The organism is Ureibacillus sp. MALMAid1270, from assembly GCF_049202975.1.
GTDB lineage: Bacteria > Bacillota > Bacilli > Bacillales_A > Planococcaceae > Ureibacillus.
In genome coordinates, this window is sequence record NZ_JBMIRP010000092.1 from 31,959 (window position 1) to 51,487 (window position 19,529).

At 35.4% G+C, this 19,529-nt stretch carries 19 protein-coding genes and 1 riboswitch; of the genes, 4 read left to right on the plus strand and 15 right to left on the minus strand.

What is annotated here, in order from left to right; all coding sequences use genetic code 11:
- Positions 1 to 24 precede the first annotated feature (24 nt).
- From ACOQFO_RS12315 to ACOQFO_RS12330, 4 genes are all read right to left on the minus strand, one after another.
- The gene (locus ACOQFO_RS12315) at positions 25 to 1,146 is read right to left on the minus strand and encodes an ABC transporter permease (RefSeq protein ID WP_421689959.1); all 1,122 of its coding nucleotides are present in this window, start codon (positions 1,144 to 1,146) and stop codon (positions 25 to 27) included.
- A complete protein-coding gene (locus ACOQFO_RS12320) occupies positions 1,133 to 1,834 on the minus strand; it encodes an ABC transporter ATP-binding protein (RefSeq protein WP_421690018.1) in 702 nt (233 codons plus the stop codon). Before ACOQFO_RS12320 ends, ACOQFO_RS12315 begins: the two co-directional genes overlap by 14 nt.
- 325 nt (positions 1,835 to 2,159) lie before the next feature.
- The gene (locus ACOQFO_RS12325; protein ID WP_421689960.1) at positions 2,160 to 4,310 is read right to left on the minus strand and encodes a heavy metal translocating P-type ATPase; all 2,151 of its coding nucleotides are present in this window, start codon (positions 4,308 to 4,310) and stop codon (positions 2,160 to 2,162) included.
- Positions 4,303 to 4,674: an ArsR/SmtB family transcription factor gene (locus ACOQFO_RS12330; protein ID WP_421689961.1), complete on the minus strand. Its 372-nt coding sequence runs from the start codon at positions 4,672 to 4,674 to the stop codon at positions 4,303 to 4,305. Before ACOQFO_RS12330 ends, ACOQFO_RS12325 begins: the two co-directional genes overlap by 8 nt.
- Positions 4,675 to 5,094: 420 nt before the next feature.
- Between ACOQFO_RS12330 and ACOQFO_RS12335 the strand changes: the two genes are divergently transcribed.
- The 3 genes from ACOQFO_RS12335 to helD all read left to right on the plus strand — a co-directional run bounded on the left by ACOQFO_RS12335 (position 5,095) and on the right by helD (position 9,201).
- Positions 5,095 to 5,700 carry a copper resistance CopC family protein gene (locus tag ACOQFO_RS12335; protein WP_421689962.1) on the plus strand — a complete coding sequence of 202 codons (606 nt, stop codon included), beginning with the start codon at positions 5,095 to 5,097 and terminating at the stop codon, positions 5,698 to 5,700.
- A gap of 3 nt (positions 5,701 to 5,703) precedes the next feature.
- Positions 5,704 to 6,795: a copper resistance D family protein gene (locus tag ACOQFO_RS12340; protein ID WP_421689963.1), complete on the plus strand. Its 1,092-nt coding sequence runs from the start codon at positions 5,704 to 5,706 to the stop codon at positions 6,793 to 6,795.
- 150 nt (positions 6,796 to 6,945) lie between these two features.
- Positions 6,946 to 9,201 (plus strand): RNA polymerase recycling motor HelD, encoded by a 2,256-nt coding sequence (gene helD / locus ACOQFO_RS12345; RefSeq protein WP_421689964.1) that lies wholly within the window; start codon positions 6,946 to 6,948, stop codon positions 9,199 to 9,201.
- 96 nt (positions 9,202 to 9,297) lie between these two features.
- Here helD and ACOQFO_RS12350 read toward each other — a convergent pair whose 3' ends face one another.
- From ACOQFO_RS12350 to ACOQFO_RS12385, 8 genes are all read right to left on the minus strand, one after another.
- Positions 9,298 to 9,438 carry a hypothetical protein gene (locus ACOQFO_RS12350; RefSeq protein ID WP_421689965.1) on the minus strand — a complete coding sequence of 47 codons (141 nt, stop codon included), beginning with the start codon at positions 9,436 to 9,438 and terminating at the stop codon, positions 9,298 to 9,300.
- A gap of 164 nt (positions 9,439 to 9,602) precedes the next feature.
- Complete coding sequence (gene pstB / locus ACOQFO_RS12355; RefSeq protein WP_421690019.1) at positions 9,603 to 10,373, minus strand: phosphate ABC transporter ATP-binding protein PstB; 771 nt, start codon at positions 10,371 to 10,373, stop codon at positions 9,603 to 9,605.
- 68 nt (positions 10,374 to 10,441) lie between these two features.
- Entirely contained in the window at positions 10,442 to 11,266 is an 825-nt protein-coding gene (gene pstA, locus ACOQFO_RS12360) for a phosphate ABC transporter permease PstA (protein WP_421689966.1), read from the minus strand.
- 1 nt (position 11,267) lies between these two features.
- Positions 11,268 to 12,161, minus strand: a complete 894-nt coding sequence (pstC, locus tag ACOQFO_RS12365; RefSeq protein WP_421689967.1) for a phosphate ABC transporter permease subunit PstC — start codon at positions 12,159 to 12,161, stop codon at positions 11,268 to 11,270.
- Positions 12,162 to 12,204: 43 nt separating this feature from the next.
- Entirely contained in the window at positions 12,205 to 13,050 is an 846-nt protein-coding gene (locus ACOQFO_RS12370) for a phosphate ABC transporter substrate-binding protein (protein WP_421689968.1), read from the minus strand.
- Positions 13,051 to 13,316: 266 nt separating this feature from the next.
- Positions 13,317 to 13,892 carry an RNA 2',3'-cyclic phosphodiesterase gene (gene thpR, locus ACOQFO_RS12375; protein WP_421689969.1) on the minus strand — a complete coding sequence of 192 codons (576 nt, stop codon included), beginning with the start codon at positions 13,890 to 13,892 and terminating at the stop codon, positions 13,317 to 13,319.
- 63 nt (positions 13,893 to 13,955) lie between these two features.
- Positions 13,956 to 14,273: a DMT family transporter gene (locus ACOQFO_RS12380; protein WP_421689970.1), complete on the minus strand. Its 318-nt coding sequence runs from the start codon at positions 14,271 to 14,273 to the stop codon at positions 13,956 to 13,958.
- Positions 14,273 to 14,620 carry a DMT family transporter gene (locus ACOQFO_RS12385; RefSeq protein WP_421689971.1) on the minus strand — a complete coding sequence of 116 codons (348 nt, stop codon included), beginning with the start codon at positions 14,618 to 14,620 and terminating at the stop codon, positions 14,273 to 14,275. Before ACOQFO_RS12385 ends, ACOQFO_RS12380 begins: the two co-directional genes overlap by 1 nt.
- 55 nt (positions 14,621 to 14,675) lie before the next feature.
- Positions 14,676 to 14,769, minus strand: a riboswitch (guanidine-I (ykkC/yxkD leader).
- A 119-nt stretch (positions 14,770 to 14,888) separates the two neighbouring features.
- On the opposite strand from ACOQFO_RS12385, the gene ACOQFO_RS12390 reads away from it, so the two are divergent.
- Complete coding sequence (locus ACOQFO_RS12390) at positions 14,889 to 15,731, plus strand: S1C family serine protease (protein ID WP_421689972.1); 843 nt, start codon at positions 14,889 to 14,891, stop codon at positions 15,729 to 15,731.
- A 953-nt stretch (positions 15,732 to 16,684) separates the two neighbouring features.
- Here ACOQFO_RS12390 and ACOQFO_RS12395 read toward each other — a convergent pair.
- The 3 genes from ACOQFO_RS12395 to ACOQFO_RS12405 all read right to left on the minus strand — a co-directional run bounded on the left by ACOQFO_RS12395 (position 16,685) and on the right by ACOQFO_RS12405 (position 19,471).
- Positions 16,685 to 17,689 (minus strand): LLM class flavin-dependent oxidoreductase, encoded by a 1,005-nt coding sequence (locus ACOQFO_RS12395; RefSeq protein ID WP_421689973.1) that lies wholly within the window; start codon positions 17,687 to 17,689, stop codon positions 16,685 to 16,687.
- A 340-nt stretch (positions 17,690 to 18,029) separates the two neighbouring features.
- Complete coding sequence (locus ACOQFO_RS12400) at positions 18,030 to 18,791, minus strand: amino acid ABC transporter ATP-binding protein (RefSeq protein WP_421689974.1); 762 nt, start codon at positions 18,789 to 18,791, stop codon at positions 18,030 to 18,032.
- The gene (locus ACOQFO_RS12405; RefSeq protein ID WP_421689975.1) at positions 18,788 to 19,471 is read right to left on the minus strand and encodes an amino acid ABC transporter permease; all 684 of its coding nucleotides are present in this window, start codon (positions 19,469 to 19,471) and stop codon (positions 18,788 to 18,790) included. Before ACOQFO_RS12405 ends, ACOQFO_RS12400 begins: the two co-directional genes overlap by 4 nt.
- Positions 19,472 to 19,529: the final 58 nt, after the last annotated feature.

Genomic DNA, 19,529 nt, shown 5'->3' on the forward strand with positions numbered 1-19,529 from the left:
TTCGTCTAACAAATTTTACTTAAACTATAAAATATATGTTACAAGCTCCGTAACCACTATTATTAACACGATGAATAAAACCGGAAACCCTGCTAGATATATAGAGAAAGTTTTTCCTGCCTGTAACCACTCTTGATCTTCAAGCTTATAAATAACAAAAATAGAATGACTTTTAATTTCAAAAACGAGCGATTCAATCCAACTTTTCAACATTATATATGCCAAACCCACTAATATAACATCTGCCCATAACGGAAGCGCAAAGGATAGACCGATAATCACCGTCACTAAACGAATATATCCCCAAACATACTTTCTATGACGTATAATCGTTTTGCTAAGGAGGTCTAATATGAAATCTTCATCCTTTTTAAATATGCGATCTTTAAATAGATATGGCGATCTTACTGGTAACTTTGAAGGCTTCAAACTTTTTAACTCTTGACTAGCTGCAAAAATCATCATTTGAAATTTGAAAGTAGACTGAATTTCCAGGTCGATTTGTTTATCAAAATGTTTAGTAGAACGAACGTATTTGATCCAATATACAAAGCACAATAGGATATACAGAACGCTGTAAGTCACAGTTGAAATTGGTTCTGCCAAAGTAACTGCAAATATAGTTAAGAGAACAATTTGAATGAAATTTAATAGAAACTGAACCAATTTTCTATTAAACCTTAAATGAATCAAAGTGAAGACCATATTTGCGATTAACAGCAAAAGACTTAAATCAATTAATCCACTAATATCCTGCTGATAATGAAAGATATAAACAACGGAAAAGAAACCAAGTAACAGCCCAATCTTTAATCCTTGTTTTATGATGGAATAGAAAAGTGATAGAGCTTTTAATTTTCGAAATTGCCTATGATGTTGAATTAAGAAAACTCTGTCTCCTGGCTCAATAAAGCTTCTGATGTAACCTCCACTAGTAATTAACATCAAAACAAAGATAACTAATGGCAGTGGAATTACTTCGAATACGCCAAATTCTCCTTTTAATACCGTTTCCCTATATAAGTAATAAATAAACAAAACAGCAGGAACAAGTAGATATAGAAGGACCGTCCAATCTGCAACACTTTTAAACAGTTTACTATTCAATTGCCATTGTTTTCGTACCCTTAATTTAAATATGTTCATGTTCAGCTTCCTCGATTAAATCATCAAATATATCAAGCAAAGGCTCGTCCTTATAACGTTGTAATTCTTTTAGCGTCCCCTTTTTCAATACAGTCCCATTATGGATTAAAACAAATTGATCACAAATTTTTTCAGCTGTATCTAACGCGTGAGTTGACATTAAGATGGCCGCTCCATTATTTTTATAGTCTTCAATAATTTGAATAAGTTTTCGAATTGCCTGTGGGTCCAACCCCATAAAAGGTTCATCTAAAATATAAAAGTCATAGGTTGGTGTTAACGCTAAAATGAGCATCACTTTTTGCTGCATACCTTTTGAAAAATTCGTCGGATACTCGTGTAATTTTCGCTCAAGACGGAACACCTTGCACAATTCTTCCGCGCGTTTTCTTAATTGAGCTTCATCTTGGTTGAGTGTTCGAATAAGGAAGTCGATATGCTCCGAAAGTGTGAAATACTCATAGATAATGGGACGTTCAGGGATATAGCCATACGTTTTGATTTCACACTCACCCTCCATAAAAGGAGCTGTATTCATAATCGCTTGAATCGTTGTACTTTTTCCTGCACCATTCGCTCCGATTAACCCTACTAACTCTCCATTTGGTATTTCAAATTCTATATTTTCAATAATAGCTTGATTCTCTAAGTATCCAGCCTTTTTTATATTTACTTTTACGATGTTAATCCACTCCTACTATATAAATAGATGTAGTCTATCATTGTTATTTAATAGTACGTATGGAGCTTCCAGAAGTTTCAATTATTCTGGTTGCTAAAGTCAATATTTGATAATTTCTGAAAGATATTGGAGCGAATTGATGGAGTTATTCGCCAGTTTCGTGGACTTATTCGCCAATTCTATGAAGATATTAGCCAGATCGCTGGAGTTATTCGCCAACCATAAGGATATTCGCCAATCCGAGACACTTATTCGACAGCCCAGAAAAAAACTCCACAAATAAGAAAAAATCAGCAGGCCAAAACCCGCTGATTTCCCTCTCGAAAAGAATCTATTCTTTTACTATCATTAACCTCATACTATTCAGGGACACTAATAATGTAGCTCCCATATCTGATAGAATTGCTATCCAAAGCGTTAACCATCCGGGCACAACTAATAATAGCGCTAACAGCTTAATGCCTATTGCAAATGCTATATTTGTTTTTATTATCGTTAATGCTTTTCTACTTAGTTTGATCGTAAATGGAAGCTTTTCTAAATCATCTGCCATAAGTGCAACATCTGCAGTTTCAAGAGCTGTATCTGTTCCTGCACCACCCATTGCAATTCCAACGGTCGAAGCAGCTAATGCAGGCGTGTCATTTACACCGTCCCCGACCATCGCAACCCTTCCGTATTCCGAACGTAATTGTTTAATCGAGTTTAGTTTATCTTCGGGCAGTAATTCAGATTGAATTTCAGATACACCGACTTGCGCTCCAATTGCTCTTGCAGCAAGGTCATTATCCCCTGTCAACATTACGGTCTTCTTAATTCCAAGATCATGAAGTTTTTCAATCACAACTTTACTTGAGTCTCTTACTTCATCCGCTACAGCAATGAAACCAAGTATATCTGTTTTCGTACCAACAATCATAATTGTTTTTCCTTCAGATTGAATTTCCGCTACCTTAGCCTTAATTGAATAAATATCCGTAAACTCTTTAAATAAATTCGGACTACCTACATAGTAAGTTGTTCCATTTATTGAACCTTTAATACCTTTACCAGTTATGGATTCAAAGTTCTCAACGTTTAAATCATAAGCAATCCCTAATTCATCTGCTTTTTTTGTAATCGCCGAAGCTAATGGATGACCTGATCGTTTTTCTAAAGATGCCACAATGGATAATACTTCATTTTTACTTACTTGATTATTCACTACTTCAAAATCTGTAACGACAGGTACTCCTCTTGTTAACGTACCTGTTTTATCGAAAGCAATAGCTTTTAATCCACCCATTTCTTCGAGATAAATACCGCCTTTAATTAATACTCCTTTTTTTGCTGCATTACCGATTGCAGATACAATGGATATTGGGGTAGAGATTACTAATGCACATGGACAGCCGACGACTAATACCGACAACCCTTGATACAGCCAAGACTCCCAGCTTCCATCAAAGAATATTGGTGGTATGACAGCAACCAAAGCTGCAATCACCATAATAATCGGCGTATAGTATTTTGCAAATTTATCGATAAAGGCTTGTGATGGTGCACGCTCTGCTTGTGCTTCTTCAACAAGATTAATGATTTTTGCAATTGTTGTATCTTTAACTAATTTAGTAACTTTAACTTCAAGGAGGCCTTCTTCATTTAACGTACCTGCGAACACTTCGTCATTTGTAGATTTTGAAACAGGTACTGATTCACCTGTAATCGTCGCTTGATTTACTGATGAACCACCTTTTACAACAACACCGTCCATCGCAATTTTTTGCCCTGGTTTGACGATCATAATGTCACCAATTGCGATAGACTCAACATCGATTAACATTTCATGGCCATTTCGACGAATAAGCGCTTCATTCGGTGCGATATCCATTAAGGAACGTATTGAATTCCGCGCTCGGTCCATTGAATATCGTTCAAGAGCTTCACTAATGGCGAACAATATAACGACAACGGCACCTTCCGCCCACTCTCCAATAAACGCTGCACCTATTATTGCAACAGTCATCAAAGTTTTCATATCAAAATCTAAACGGAATAAATTCTGTATCCCTACTTTAAATAAAGAATAACCACCAATGACAATGGCAGATAAGAATAGCAATACTGTTACAAGATTATCTTCACCATTTAGAAATGTAGATGTATAACCCAAAGCAATTAGTAAAGCTGAAAATAGTAACTCCTCATGCTTTTTTATGAATGAAATTTTAGGTTCCTTTTTTAATTCATTCGAAACTTTCGCTGATTGCCCCGCAACTTTTTCTGGGATTATTGTTAAGTTTTCAAAAGCTCCAGCCTTTTCTAAATCCTCAACTGTAGTTTCGCCAATGACTGATATTTTGGAAGCCCCAAAATTAACTTTTGCATCTTGAACTCCGGGAAGCTCTTTTACATTTCTTTCAAATTTTCCAGCACAGTTTATACAGGAAAAACCTTCAACACGATATACATTTTCATTTCCTACTTCGTTTATTTCATTCAACTTTAGTACCCTCCTTTTGGTGGGCAAATGCTACCTCTATTAGTTTTTTCACATGTTCATCATCTAATGAGTAATAGACTAATTTACCTTCTTTTCGGTATTTCGCTAATCCAAGATTCCTTAAAAGTCTTAAATGATGGGATGCTGTAGCAGTTGTTGCACCTACAATATTAGCCACATCACATACACACAATTCCTCTTCTTGTGCGAGTGCATAAGCAATTTTAATTCGTGTATCATCAGATAATGCTTTAAATATTTTCGCAACCTCTAGAGGATTTTCTTTCTTTAATTTATTTTGAACGCGTATCACTTTCTCTCCATCTACACACGTAACTTCACAAGTATCGATTTCTTTTACCATTACAATCACCCCCATATATTCAAACGATTATTTGATTATTTAATTAATTATATACATTTAATAAAAGTTAGTTACACCATCAAATAGTACGCCATTCAATATTCAAATGTTCATTTGAATATTAATTCCATAATATACCTAGTTATTAAAAGAGTCAAATGTACATTTGACTATAAAACGTGAATTTTTTGTACATGAATGGCGCATTTACATTTTGGATAAGATGTTTAAAAACGTAGTATTTTTACATATTTACTAATGGAAATCATAAATTGTGAAACAAAACTTCACACTATTGTTCTTAGTTTGTCACGTCGGAATAGTTGTTCAGTTTAGATTATTATTTTAAGATGGAACAGCTAAATGGTATACAAATGCATTTTTGTTAATGAAAAATCTAAAAAATCATTGGAGGTTCTTATGTTTAAAAAAATATCTTTCGTAACATTTGTCCTTTTATTTACTTTTGTTAGTACTGTATTTGCTCATACTGGATTGCAAAGTTCAGATCCACAAAATGGTGAAGTAGTAAATGAGCAACTAGATCAAATTACTTTAACTTTTGAAGGAAATATTGAACAAGGTAGTACTTTTACACTTCTTAACTCAAATGGCGAATCTATATCGGTTGCCAACATCTCTGTTAATGGAAATGTTTTAAGTGGTAGCCTTACAGATCCTCTCGAAAATGGGGTATACACAGTTGATTGGAGTGTAATTGGCGGGGATGGCCATCTTATTGAAGACAGTTTCCAGTTCACAGTTGATCTACCTGTAGCAGAGACTGTAGAAGAAACAGAAGAACCTGTGGAGGATGATTCTGAAGCGGAAGTGACAACGCAAAATGAAAACGATTCACAAACTGAAACAAACGTTGAAGAAAATGAAACAAATCAAGCAAACACAACTGAAAATACAGCAGCTGAGCAATCTAAAGAAAACTCATATTTAATCCCGATTATTATCGGTGCATTGGTCTTAATTATTCTAATTAGTATTGTATTTTTAGCGAAAAGAAAGCGATAAAAAATGTTAGTCATTACGGTAATCAGTCAAGCTTTGATTTATCTTTGTGTTGGATTGTGTATTGGCCATTTCATTTTATCAATCGTCAAAAGTTCAATCCAACCTAAGATTGAAGTGCATTTAAATATTTTAAGAATATCTATCATTGGAATAGTTATTTTTTCATTTGTCCCTATTTTGCAGAATGTGTTGTTTCTATCTTCTCGAATTGGATTTATTGAAGCTTTAAAAACAGCTATTTTTACATTTGAGATTGGTAAAGCGTGGATTCTAATCTTTTTTATTTCCATTGTTTTTCTAAAATTCATCCACACGTTTGATCAACAAAGAAATAAATTATACGGTATTTTTGGACTATCAATTTCCATTAGTTTAATTTTAATATTAGGCTGGTTTAGTCATGCTAGCTCTATTGATCGAGTTTGGGGTTTTATAGGAGACACTTTACATTTACTTGCCGTTAGTGTTTGGGTTGGAACTTTAATTGTTGTCAGTTGGTTTTCAAAAAATCATGAGAACTGGTTTAGATTTTTAAAGTGGTACACGCCTATTGCGATTGTTTGTTTATTAGTAACCATTTTTACAGGCGTACTCCTCATGAATTTCATGGTGGACTTTGAAGAATACACAAATTCGTGGTTGATTCCATATGGTCAAGCTCTATTGTGGAAGCATTTACTCATCATTCCGTTACTTGTTTATGCGTTCATAAATGGTATTTTTATTCATTGGAGATTAAAGAAAATCTCTGACTTCAATCCAATACCTTGGGCTAGAATCGAGAGTATTATTATCTTACTCATATTTTCCGCTACTGCTGTATTAGGTGAACAATCACCACCTAAAGTAACGCCGCTTAAAAGCGAAAATCTTTCATCCTTATTTCAAGCTTTCTATCAAGGACAGGTGGCACCTGATATGATTGTGAACCTGAGCTTGAATTGGACGAGCGTTTCTTTACTTATTTTGTCGATTTTATTTTTAGCACTTATTATTTTTTCATATATTAGAAAAGTACCTGATTTGTTTTCATTTTTAATGAGCCTTTGTTTAGTATTTTGTATTTATTTATCACTCATGTTTAGTATTCAATAGTTTTTTAACTGCTCCTAAATTAGGGTGCAGTTTTTTCTTTTGTATAAAATGCTTATTTAGTAAAAACTTCACTTCATATGGGATTTTTAGTAAGATTAACATTACGATTAAAGTTCGATTCAACGCTTAATACGATTGGAGGATTCGCAAATGACTGAGACGAAACAAAATGCACTAGATTCAATGGCCCTTCATCCAGATTTTCAAAAAGAAGTAGAAAGGCTTGCATACACAAAAGGCTACATGGAATATATCTTGAGAAAATCTCAAGAAGATCTCTTATCTGCAAATTCAAAAATTAAAGAATCGATGGCCAACGTTGAATATCTTGACTCCAGTGATAGCTTCATCAACATTTTGACGAACTCCCGCTTTTTTGAACTAGCCCGAACACAAAAAGAAAGTTTAGAAGCTGTTAAACAAAAGCCTTACTTCGCACGCATTCATTTTCAGCGTCCCGATGAACCAGAAGAACTACTATATATTGGGAAAACTTCAATCATTCATAGTGAAACCTTTGAACCAATTATTGTAGATTGGCGTTCGCCTGTAGCCAATGTTTATTATGATGGTCGTCTTGGGGATGTTACCTACCGAGTGCGCGATGAAGAATATTCAGGTCACCTATATTCTAAACGACAATACAAAATTGAAAACGGAGAACTATTAAGTTATCAAGATATTGATTTAACAACGAATGATGAATTGCTTCAAGAGGCACTCTCCGGAAAAGCAGATGTTCGTTTAACTGAAATTGTTGCGACAATTCAAGCTGAACAAAATGAAATTATCCGCGCACATTTACGTCAACCGATTCTTGTTCAAGGGGCTGCCGGAAGTGGAAAAACAACTATTGCCCTTCACCGTATTTCCTACTTTTTATATACGATGGGTGAAAATTTCAACCCTGAACAATTGATGATTTTAGCTCCAAATAAATTGTTTATCGAGTATATCGGTGAAGTATTACCAGAGCTTGGTGTAGATCGAATATGCCAAACAACCTATGCAGAGTATGTACAAAATGCAACTGGTATTAAGCTGAAATTACAGGATCCAAATGAACTGTTAGAAAAAATAATTGAAGACCCTGCCCCCCTTCCCTCTTTCAACATTCCAAAAATAAAGGGCTCGCTTCAATATAAAGATATACTTGATCGATTAATTAAACGACACGAACGAAATTTAGCCTCTCTCTTTGATGAGGACATATTCATTGAAAAATATAGAATTATGCGTGGAAGTCACTTGAAAAAGTTATTTTTAGAAGAGTTTGCTTACATGCCGATTGAAAAAAGGCTTGAACGCATTAAAAAAGTTGTTCAAACAGAGGTTAAAAGAAAATCAAAAGCAGTACTAACTTCATTACATGCACGCTATGATGAAATGATTGGAAAAGCCTTAAATGGATTCCGAGATCCTGAAAAGCGAAAACGTAATGTGACAAGATTTATTGACGAACGGGATGCACGTATTCCTAAAATAAAAGAAGAAATCAAATCCACCGTCTCCAATTATATGCGCCGATTCGAAAAGGCGAAGATAAAAACGATGTACCGAAACTTCTTAACAGATCGAGTATTAATTCGTGAGTTAGCAGGTGAATGGTCATTTGAGGAGCAAGAGCAATTTATACGTGCCCATATAAAAGAAAAGTGGGCATTGGAAGATTTGGCTGCAATCTATTATTTGCATGCGAAAATAAAGGGCATTAAAGATGAGTGGAAGATGCGAGTCGTCTTTATTGATGAAGTACAAGATTATAGTTTATTCCAACTTGCTGCATTAAAAGCAGGACTTGAAACAGACATGTTTACTATGGTTGGAGATTTAGCACAAGGGATTCATAGCTACCGTTCATTGACTGAATGGGATTCCGTTTTAGAACTATTCCCACGTGCTAACTACTTCACTTTACAAAAAAGTTATCGAACAACAATTGAGATTATGGAAGTGGCAAATAAAGTTTTATCGAAAATGGATGAAAATCTACCTTTAGTAGAACCCGTTGTACGTCATGGTAATGAGCCAACATTTATTCAAAGTAATGAATTCGACCCTCAGCAATTTCGAGAAATCTATGAAGCAATCAGGAAAAATGGTCATCGTTCGATTGCTTTAATATGTAAAACTTCAGATGAAGCAGCCTACTTTGCAGAAACTTTGCTTAGTGATGGTCTTGATGTAGAGTTACTAACTGAATCCTCTGAGCTTGGCCAATCAAAATTACTCGTTCTACCAAGTCACTTAGCCAAAGGTTTGGAGTTTGATGCAGTCATTGTAGCAGCCTTTTCATTCCCTTATCTTGATACGTCGATTGACCGAAAGCTGTTGTATGTGGCGTTAACGAGAGCTATGCACGAGTTATATTTAGTTGGTCCAAGTGAAGGGACATTTTTGCTATAAGAAAATCTGGTTCGATATTTAAAATCTCAGTCATTCCGCACACATAATAAGAGGACAAAATAAAAAAGCTGTTCTAATAACCCAACTAGAACAGCTTTACTCTCTTGGAGGCAAACGGAATGATTTATGCTTTTTACTAAGTTTTTTACTAAAGAATGTTCGAATGGAACGTAATATAGAACCCTTTACCTTTTTCTTCATGTCTACTTTTGCTTGTGGTAATGCTGGCATTCTCATAATACAATTCCTCCCTTCACATATATTATATTGCTACAAAATGGAAAGTATTCGACTTTTGAGGAACTTTTTCAATTTTATGCGTGACCATAACAAAATGGTGTAAAATTTAACAACAAAAATAAGGCATAGTTCATCGCATTGTGAACTATGCCTTAATTCTTTTATCCGAAACGTCCTGTTATATAATCTTCTGTTCTTTGATCTTTTGGTACAGAGAAGATTTGGTCTGTTTTATCATATTCAACAATTTCTCCATTTAAGAAGAATGCAGTTCGATCTGAAACACGTGCTGCTTGTTGCATATTGTGAGTAACAATTACAATTGTATAGTCCTGTTTCATATCTGCAATTAATTCTTCTACTTTTAAAGTTGAAATTGGATCTAATGCAGATGTTGGTTCATCCATTAAAATAATTTCTGGTTTCATTGCTATGGCACGGGCGATACAAACACGCTGCTGTTGACCACCTGATAATCCAAGGGCTGATGACTTTAATCGATCTTTTACTTCATCCCAAATTGCAGCACCACGCAAACTCTCTTCAACGATTTTGTCTAATTCTTTTTTATTTTTTATACCTTGACCTCTAGGGCCATAAGCTACATTATCGTATATGCTCATTGGAAATAGGTTTGCCTTTTGAAATACCATTCCAACTTTTGTTCTTAACTTAATGACATCATTTGATTGGTAAATATTTTCGTTATCAATCACAATATCCCCAGTAATATTAACGCCGTCAATTAAATCATTCATACGGTTAAGGGTTCTTAAGAAAGTAGATTTTCCACACCCTGATGGTCCGATTAAAGCTGTTACTTCTTTTTCTTTTATGTCTAAAGATAGAGAATATAACGCCTGTTTATCACCATAAAATAAATTTAAATCTCTAACACTGATTTTCGTTTTCTCGTTCGATTGTTCCACCATCTGTGTAAGTTCTTCTTTCACTTCAATGTTGTGTTTACTCAATACTGTCGTCATAACCATTCACCTCTCTAATAATTAGCCTTATTGAAAATTTTCGAAATAAGCGTTGCTAATAAGTTTAAAACTAAAATAATCACGATTAACACAATTCCAACAGCAGCAGCAAGTTCAATATCTCCAGCCTCTTGTGTTACTAAGAAGGAATGAACCGTTAAAGTTCTGGCAGATGAGAAAATACTTTCCGGTAATGCAGCTACTGTTCCTGCTGTTAAAAAGATCGCCGCCGACTCTCCAACAATTCGTCCAATGGAAAGAATAATCCCAGCTAAAATCCCTGGCATAGCGCTTGGAAGTATTACCTTATATAATGTTTGAAGTTTTGTATTTCCTAATGCTAAAGATCCTTCACGATAACTTTGCGGTACCGTTTTTAACGATTCTTCTGTTGTTCGAATGATTACAGGTAAGATAATGATTGTTAGAGTTAATGAAGCTGAAATAATCGACATTCCTAGCTTAAGTGTTGCTACAAAGAAAACCGCACCGAACAAACCATAAATAATTGAAGGAATCCCAGTTAAACTTTCTGTTGCAAAACGAATTAACTTTACTAAACGACCTTGTTTTGCATACTCTTGCAAATAAACTGCCGCTAAAATACCGATTGGTGTCGCAATGGCTAATGAAATTACAATTGTATAAATTGTCGTAATGATCATTGGCCAAATTCCACCGCCACCTGTTGGCGAATATTCACCAAAGATAAAATCGATACTGATTAGTCCAATTCCTTTGTAAAATATATATCCAACAATCGTTACTAGGATGGCAATAGTTAAGAGAGCAGATAACCATAATAGTCCACGTAACACATTATCTTTAAAGCTTCTCAACTTAATGACCACCTTTCGCACTAATTTTCGCTAAAACAAAATTCAGTATTAAAATGAATGAGAATAACACAATACCTGTTGCAAATAACATTTCTTGATGAACACCAGCAGCGTATCCCATCTCTAACGCAATATTCGTAGTTAGAGGACGAATACTGTCAGTTAAACTTGTTGGGATGATTAAGCTGTTACCAGCCACTAAAATTACGGCCATTGTTTCACCTATCGCTCTACCCATTCCTAAAACAACTGCAGTCAAAATTCCTGACTTCGCAGCTGGTACAACTACCTTGAAGATTGTTCCAATCTGGGATACCCCTAAAGCTAATGAACCTTCACGATAAGTTTTTGGAACTGCTCTTAATGCAGTTTCAGAAACCGTAACAACTGTCGGAAGCATCATAATTGCTAATACTAAAATAACCGTAAGCAAACTTTGCCCTTTTGCTAATCCTAGAGTATCTTGTAGAAATGGAACAATTACTGCTAAGCCAAATACCCCATATAAAACAGATGGTATACCTGCAAGTAATTGAACAGCTGGCGAAATAATTTTCGCTAACCTTTTTGGAGCAATTTCAGCTAAGAAAATAGCTGTAAATAATCCAATCGGTACCCCGATAATTAATGCACCGATTGTGGCATAAATTGAGGCAACAATCATTGGGAATATTCCAAACTGATCTTCACTTGGTACCCAGTCGTTCCCAAATAGAAAATCTATAAAACTATATCCTTCTACTACAAATGGATTTATCCCCTTGATGAATACAAATCCAATTATTAATAACAAACTTAGTACTGATAGAAGGGCACAAAGTAAGAAAACTCTTCCTGATAACTTTTCTAGCATATATTTTCTTTTATTTGATTTTTGAACTGGTGTGCTAGACATTCTTCATTCCTCCAAAAATTCTAACGTCGTAGTGAAGAGTGTGTTATTTAATCGGTATAACACCTGATTCAGAAACAACTTGTTGACCTTCTTCACTTAAAATATAGTCAATAAATTGTTGTCCTTTTTCACTAAGATTCTCTTCTTTAAAAACAAACAAGAATGGTCTTGATAATTGATATGTTTCATTTAGTACATTTTCTGCTGTGGCTTCTACACCATTAATTTTTATAGGAGAGATTGTTTCGTCAATATATTCAAAGGAAATGAAACCTACAGCATGCTTGTTTGTTGCAACAGTTGTTTTGATGTTTCCATTTCCGCTCGCAACAATTGAATTTCTGATAAGCTCCCCAGAAGAAAACCCGACAATCTCCTGAAAGGCATCACGTGAACCAGAGCCATCTTCTCGTGAGACAACAACAATTTCCATATCATCTCCACCAAGCTCTTTCCAGTTTGTAATCTCACCAGTGAAAATTTGCTTCACTTGGTCAAGTGTGAGATCATCTACCTTATTTGTTGGATGTGCCACCACAACGATTCCATCATAAGCAACAATTTGTTCGACTAAACCGTTTGCTACTTCCTCTTGCTTTAAATCACGAGATGACATACCGATTTCTGAAACACCATTTGTGGCATTAGTAATACCGGCAGAAGAGCCGATTTGATTGACCTCTATATTAATTGCTGAATCTTTTTCTTCGTATTTCTCTGCTAACTTCTCAGATAATGGACCTACTGATGTAGACCCCGAAATAGCAAGTGTATATTTATCTCCATTAGATGTTTCACCGTCATTTGTTGAAGGACCACACGCGGATAATAGAATAGATAATGACAGTGTCAAAAATCCAATTGTTTTTACTTTGTTAAATTTAAACATGAGATTAAAACCTCCATGACTTCTATTAGCAACTTTAGAATAATGTCTGTATGTAAATTTACTACTACATTTTTGTAAAGGTTTTGTAAATTTATTAAAGGGAAGTAAATCTGATGTGAAGATTGTTTAAATTTGGATAAGATTATGTAAATATTTCCTGTTAAGGGGTGTATTTTTGTGACTTACAACTAAATTAAAAAAGGGTGCCTCAGAAGAAAAAACAAAACTTCTGAAACACCCTATTCAAATTCTTATGTTTATTTTTATCAGTCGGCTTTTTTTAATGTAAATTTTGCAAATTCCTTATATTTCGGTGTTTGATCTAAATGCGTTTCATATAAAATAATCTCACTTACTGGGAATGTAAATTCCTCTCCCCTGCTGTTTTTTAGTGAAGTTAGCTTATCTCTATTAAACGGTTCATCTGATTTCCATTTCCTCGCTAATGTGATATGCGGTTTAAATGGCTTTTTATCTAACTCAAATCCAACTTTCGAAGCTGTGTCATAAACGAGTTTTTGGACGGAATTTAAATCTTTAGAATATTTCACATCTGCCCAGAAAATTCTTGGCGATTTCTCAGGACCGAATATGCCTAATTCATTTAATGTAAGTTCAAATGTATATTGGTTTGATAAGATTTCCCTTACATCATTGATAGCCTTTTCTAACATTTCTTTTGGTGCAAAACCTAAAAATGCCAACGTAATATGATAATCTTCTGGATGAACCCATCTATTAAAAGGAAATTTTGGTTCATGCATTTGAACCCAACGATCTAAATATGACTTCACTTCATAAGGTAACTTAACAGCAAAGAAATAGTGATGTTTGTCTGCCATAACTTCATTCCTTTTCTATATATTGCAACTTTTAAATAGTAGCATTCGCATGTATTGATTAATTTAACCACTGACAATTTTTAAACCGATTGCAGATATGAGAATTAGCGCAATAAATAAGATTCTTTTCCAATTATTTGATTCTCCATAAAAGAGCATCCCCACAATCGTGCCTCCTACCACGCCAATTCCAGTCCAAATAGCATAAGCTGTCCCCATCGGAATTGTATTCATAGAATACTCCAATAAAAATAAACTACCACCAAATCCTAAAATTAGGAATACAAGAGGTTTCCAATTCCGACTAACACTTAACTGATTCATCATTGCAACACCGAATGTTTCAAGTAACCCAGCAATAATTAAAGCAAACCAAGCCATTATTCACGAACCTCCTTTTCACTTGCTTCTTCCTGATCAGTAACTAATTTCAACCCGATCACTCCAACTAGTAAAAGTGCGATAAAGAATATTTTCATGAACTGGATTGATTCTCCGAAGAAAAGTATTTCAGAGACGACAGCACCTACTGTTCCTAATCCAACGAATACCGCGTAAGCAGTTCCGGTAGGTAAAGCTTGTGTCGCTGTTATAAGAAAATAGTTACATGCAATAATCGCAATAATAGTTCCAGACCACGTCCATAAACTGCTCGAATGGGCAAGCCCTATTACCCAAAGCACTTCAAAAAGAACTGCAATAAGCAGCTTTATCCAATGTTTGTTCATTTTGTACCTCCTAATTTACCGAACAAAAAAAGCCAAAGAGATTACTATTTATAGTATCTCCCAGGCTTTTATCCTTCCGTGTTACACGAATCCGTGCGTTTTCTCTCGGACCAGACCTCGTGTTGAGCGGAACCCTAGAAAACCTTTTATACAATTGATTCGTATTATCGCACAACCTTCTAATCTATTCAAGTCTTACTAATCCTTTTCAATCTTCTAACCTATCCGTTATGATAGTTTTAATAGAACTTGGGTAGGTGGTGATGGTATGGCGAAGGAAAAGGATGAATATGGACAAGAGCATGAGCAAGACCCGATTAGCGAAGAGGAGTTAATTGAACTTGTTCTTGAAGCTCAGAAGGAAGCTCTAGAAAAAGCTCGGCAAGAACGACTGGCCCGACTTGCAGGAAAACCACTTAAACCAAAACGACAACCTCCTTTTGCGAGATTCATTGCATGGCTCATTGCCATCACACTTGCTTTTAGTACATTCGCAGTGATTTTTGAGATATTTTCGATTCCAGCGGTTGAATTCATCAAAAAATCCGCCGCTCTATCGTTCCAAAGTGATATACAAACTTATAAAAAATCCGTCGTACAAATCTCAACTCATGATAGTAAAGGAACAGGATTCTCAATATCTGAAAATGGGCTAATTATTACAAACGCACATGTCATTGAAGATGCTCTTTCTTTAACTGTGTATTTCCCTGAAGACGGTATATATGAAGCAGAAGTAATTGAGAGCTATCCTGAAATTGATATTGCATTTTTACAAGTAGAGGGTAGCGATCTCCCTAATTTACAATTAGCGGAAACTTATGAATTCACCTCAAACGAGTTCGTTTACTTCATCGGGAACCCTTTATTCTTTTCTGGAATTGCAAATGAAGGCTGGGTTCTTGGCCCAAAATCCCTTTCTGATTGGGAAGATGAAGTATATATGATGGATGCCCCCGTCTATAAAGGAAATAGCGGAAGTCCTGTCATCAACATGGATGGCGAAGTAATTGGCGTAGTTTTCGCAACAATGGATGATAAAGAACATGGGAATGTAGGGTTGTTTGTTCCGATCGATTTGGTGAATGAAAGATTAGAGGGGATTGAGTAGTTGAGGGGATAAGGGGAAGGTTTTGGGGAGACGATTTCAGGACAGGATTTTGGATTCGCTTCTGGAAGTAACACGTAATTTCGGTTTTCGTGACAGGGGTTCGGAATTCGTAATTAGGGTTTTCGTGAACGCCTTGGCTTCTTGAAAGTGGAAAGTAAACTCTCGTTTCGTGACAGAATCTTGGAATTCCTCCCGAAAATGGCACGCAAACCTTGGTTTCGTGACAGAATTTGAGGTTCCCCTTCAAAGTGGCACGTAGTTTTGCCTTTTATTTTGACAACATTAATTGCATTTTCCGATTTCTGTCTAAATAACCTCTTTATTTGGACAACTTTAATCGGATTCTTCAATTTTTGTCTAAATAACCCCTTTATTTCGACAACTTCAATCGAATTCTGCGATTTCTGTCTAAATAACCCCTTTATTTCGACAACTTTAATCAGATCCTACAATTTTTGTCTAAATAACCACTTTATTTCGACAACTTTAATCGAATTCTACGATTTCTGTCTAAATAGCCCCTTTATTTCGACAACTTTAATCGAATTCTATGATTTCTGTCTAAATAACCCCTTTATTTCGACAACTTTAATCGAATTCTACGATTTCTGTCTAAATAACCTCTTTATTTGGACAACTTTAATCGGATTCTACGATTTCTGTCTAAATAACCCCTTTATTTTGACAGCTTCAATCGGATTCTTCAATTTCTGTCTAAATAACCCCTTTATTTCGACAACTTTAATCAGATTCTTCAATTTCTGTCTAAATAACCCCTTTATCTCAACAACCCTAGTCAGATTCTACCTTTTCTGTCTAAATAAGACCCCTTATCTCGCTAACCTAAATCTAGTAGCCCAAGAGTGTTCAGTAAAACTCACACCTACCCTTCATCACCACAAAAAAATATCGGGAAAAGTGCCCATACTCACACCTCTCCCGATACATTTCCATCACTTACCTAACCCAAACTCCTCAGCAAGCAGTCGGTACACTTTCAATCTCATTTCTTGTGAATGAGGGATTGTGCAGATCATCACTTCATCGAAACCATAGATTTCTTGTTCTTGTCTTAAAAAATCCCCAACTTCTTTTGCTGTACCAACGATATTCAGTTTACGGTTTTCTTCAAGCCACATTTTATCCATTTCTGTTAATGGGTAATCTTTTGCTTCTTCAGGTGTTAAGCGTGGTGGATTTACTTGTCCGCGCATGAATAGCATTCTCGCAATATTTGCCGGTTTTGCCTCATACTCTGCTTCTTCTCTTGTTTCACCAACTGTCACAAAATAAGAGACCATAATTTCTGGTTTTTCCATAAATACAGAAGGGACAAAACTTTGACGATATGCATCAAAGACGCCTTTATTCATGAAACCATTGAAGAATTGCGCATAGGAGTAACCCACTCCCCTTCTACCTGTTTCAACTGCACTATTCCCACTTGACCCTAAAATCCAAGCTTCCGGCAGGGGAACATGATTAGGAGAAGCAGTAACCCTTTTGTAATATGGATTTTCTGGCACTTCTTCATTGATAAATGCTAATGCCGCATCGATTTTCTCATATATATTATCTACTTCCGGTCTGCGTCCATCAGCCAAAGCATACATCGCATATTGGTCGCCTCCTGGTGCTCTACCTATTCCAAAATCAATGCGCCCCGGAGCAAGGGCACTTAGCGTTTTAAAGTTTTCTGCTACTTTATATGGTGAATAGTGCATGATCATTGTGCCGCCAGTACCCACACGAATTCGTTCTGTTTTTGCAGCGATATAAGCTGCTGTAATTTCAGGTGCTGAGCTTGCATAACCTTGTGTACTATGATGTTCAGCCATCCAAATTCGTTCATATCCTAATTGCTCTGTAATCATCGCTAATTCAACTGCGTTTTTTAATGCATCTTGGGCAGTGTTTCCTTTTGTAATTGGCGCTTGATCTAATACGCTTAATCTCAAGACTGGAATCCCCCTTTTATAAGAATCATCTTGAATTAATTACGAACTTTTCGAATGATTCTTCTTCCTATATAGTAATTGTAGCGAATGTTTCAATATAATTTCCACTTTGTTGACTTACATACACTTTTTCCCCACTTCAATACCAACATGTATATAAAGATTATGCGCCATTCTACTTGATTTTACTTTTAAGCAATCACTAATTTACCGTTCTCCCTCAAATAAAAGTAGCTCATGCATATTATGTTCAAATTCAATTAATTAAATTTTTACAATAACAAACAGACTGGAAAAGATCATATTCTCTTTTCCAGTCTGTTGTAAATTATTCAGCATATTATATTCCTTCACCATCTACGTAATGGTGGCCTAAGTATGTTTTTAAAAAACGACGAGTACGTTCATTTTTAGGGTTTTCGAAGATTTCTTCTGGTGTTCCTTGCTCAATAATGTTTCCATCTGCCATAAAAATAACACGATCCGCCACTTCTTTAGCAAAATTCATCTCATGGGTAACAACAATCATTGTATGTCCTTGTTTAATAACTGCTTTCATAACATTCAGAACTTCCTCTACAAGTTCTGGGTCGAGAGATGATGTTGGCTCGTCAAATAGTATGACATAAGGGTCAAGCGCAAGTGCCCTTGCAATACCAACTCGCTGCTGTTGCCCCCCAGATAGAGCAACTGGATAATTATTTTCCTTTCCTTGTAATCCAACCTCTGCTAGTAACTTTTGAGCTATTTCTTCCGCTTCTTTACGAGGAATTTTTTTAGTTAAACGAAGGGGATCAGATATGTTCTTCAGGGCTGTTTTATTTTTAAATAGATTATAAGATTGGAACACCATTCCTGTCTTTTTACGTAATTCTGATACTTGATCTTTCGTATAGTTGTCTAAATCAACTTTAACTCCATCTATTTCAATTGTCCCTTTGTTTGCTTCTTCCAAAAAGTTAAGGCAGCGAAGTAAAGTGGATTTCCCGGAACCAGAAGGACCAATTATTGCGAGTACTTCTCCATCAGCAATTTCTAGATCAATGCCCTTTAAAATTTCTACATTTCCATATCTCTTATGTAAATTTTGCACTTTTATCATTTCGCTGCCTCCTTTTTATACGGCTTTTCAACATATGCTTCTAATTTAGATTGTAAGAATTGAAGTACAGCAGAAATGACCCAATAAATAACCCCTACCATTAAATAAGCTTCTAAAAATTTAAAAGTTACAGCTGCTTCAAGTTTTGCACGAGCCATCATATCTACTACCCCAATTGTAAATGCCAGGGAAGTATCTTTAATCATCATTATGTAATAGTTACCTGTTGGTGGAATTGCAATGCGTGTCACTTGAGGTAGTATCACTGTTCGAAGAGCTTGCCACTTTGTCATATTTACTGAAATACATGCCTCGTACTGTCCTTTATCAACCGCTAAAAATGCAGAACGAAATACTTCTGATAAATATGCTGCATTACGTAAGCTTAATGCGATAATTACAGCTGTGACTGCGTCAATTGAACTTAAACTTGGAAAAAGTTGTGGCAATCCAAAGTAGAAGATAAAAATTTGGATCAATGTTGGAATCCCTCTAAAGTAAGAGATAATCACCATTAATATTTGATAAAGTACTGGATATTTATTGTTAATAATGACAGCAAAAATCATCCCAAAGACAATAGCAAGTAAAAACGAAAGTGTACCCATATATAGAACTATAGGTAAAAACTCTATAATTCTTGGAAAGAGACTTAACATATATTGAAAATCAAAATTCATAAGATCCCTCTATTCATTTTAGTAGATGAAGAAAGGCTACTCACAAAGAGTAGCCGGT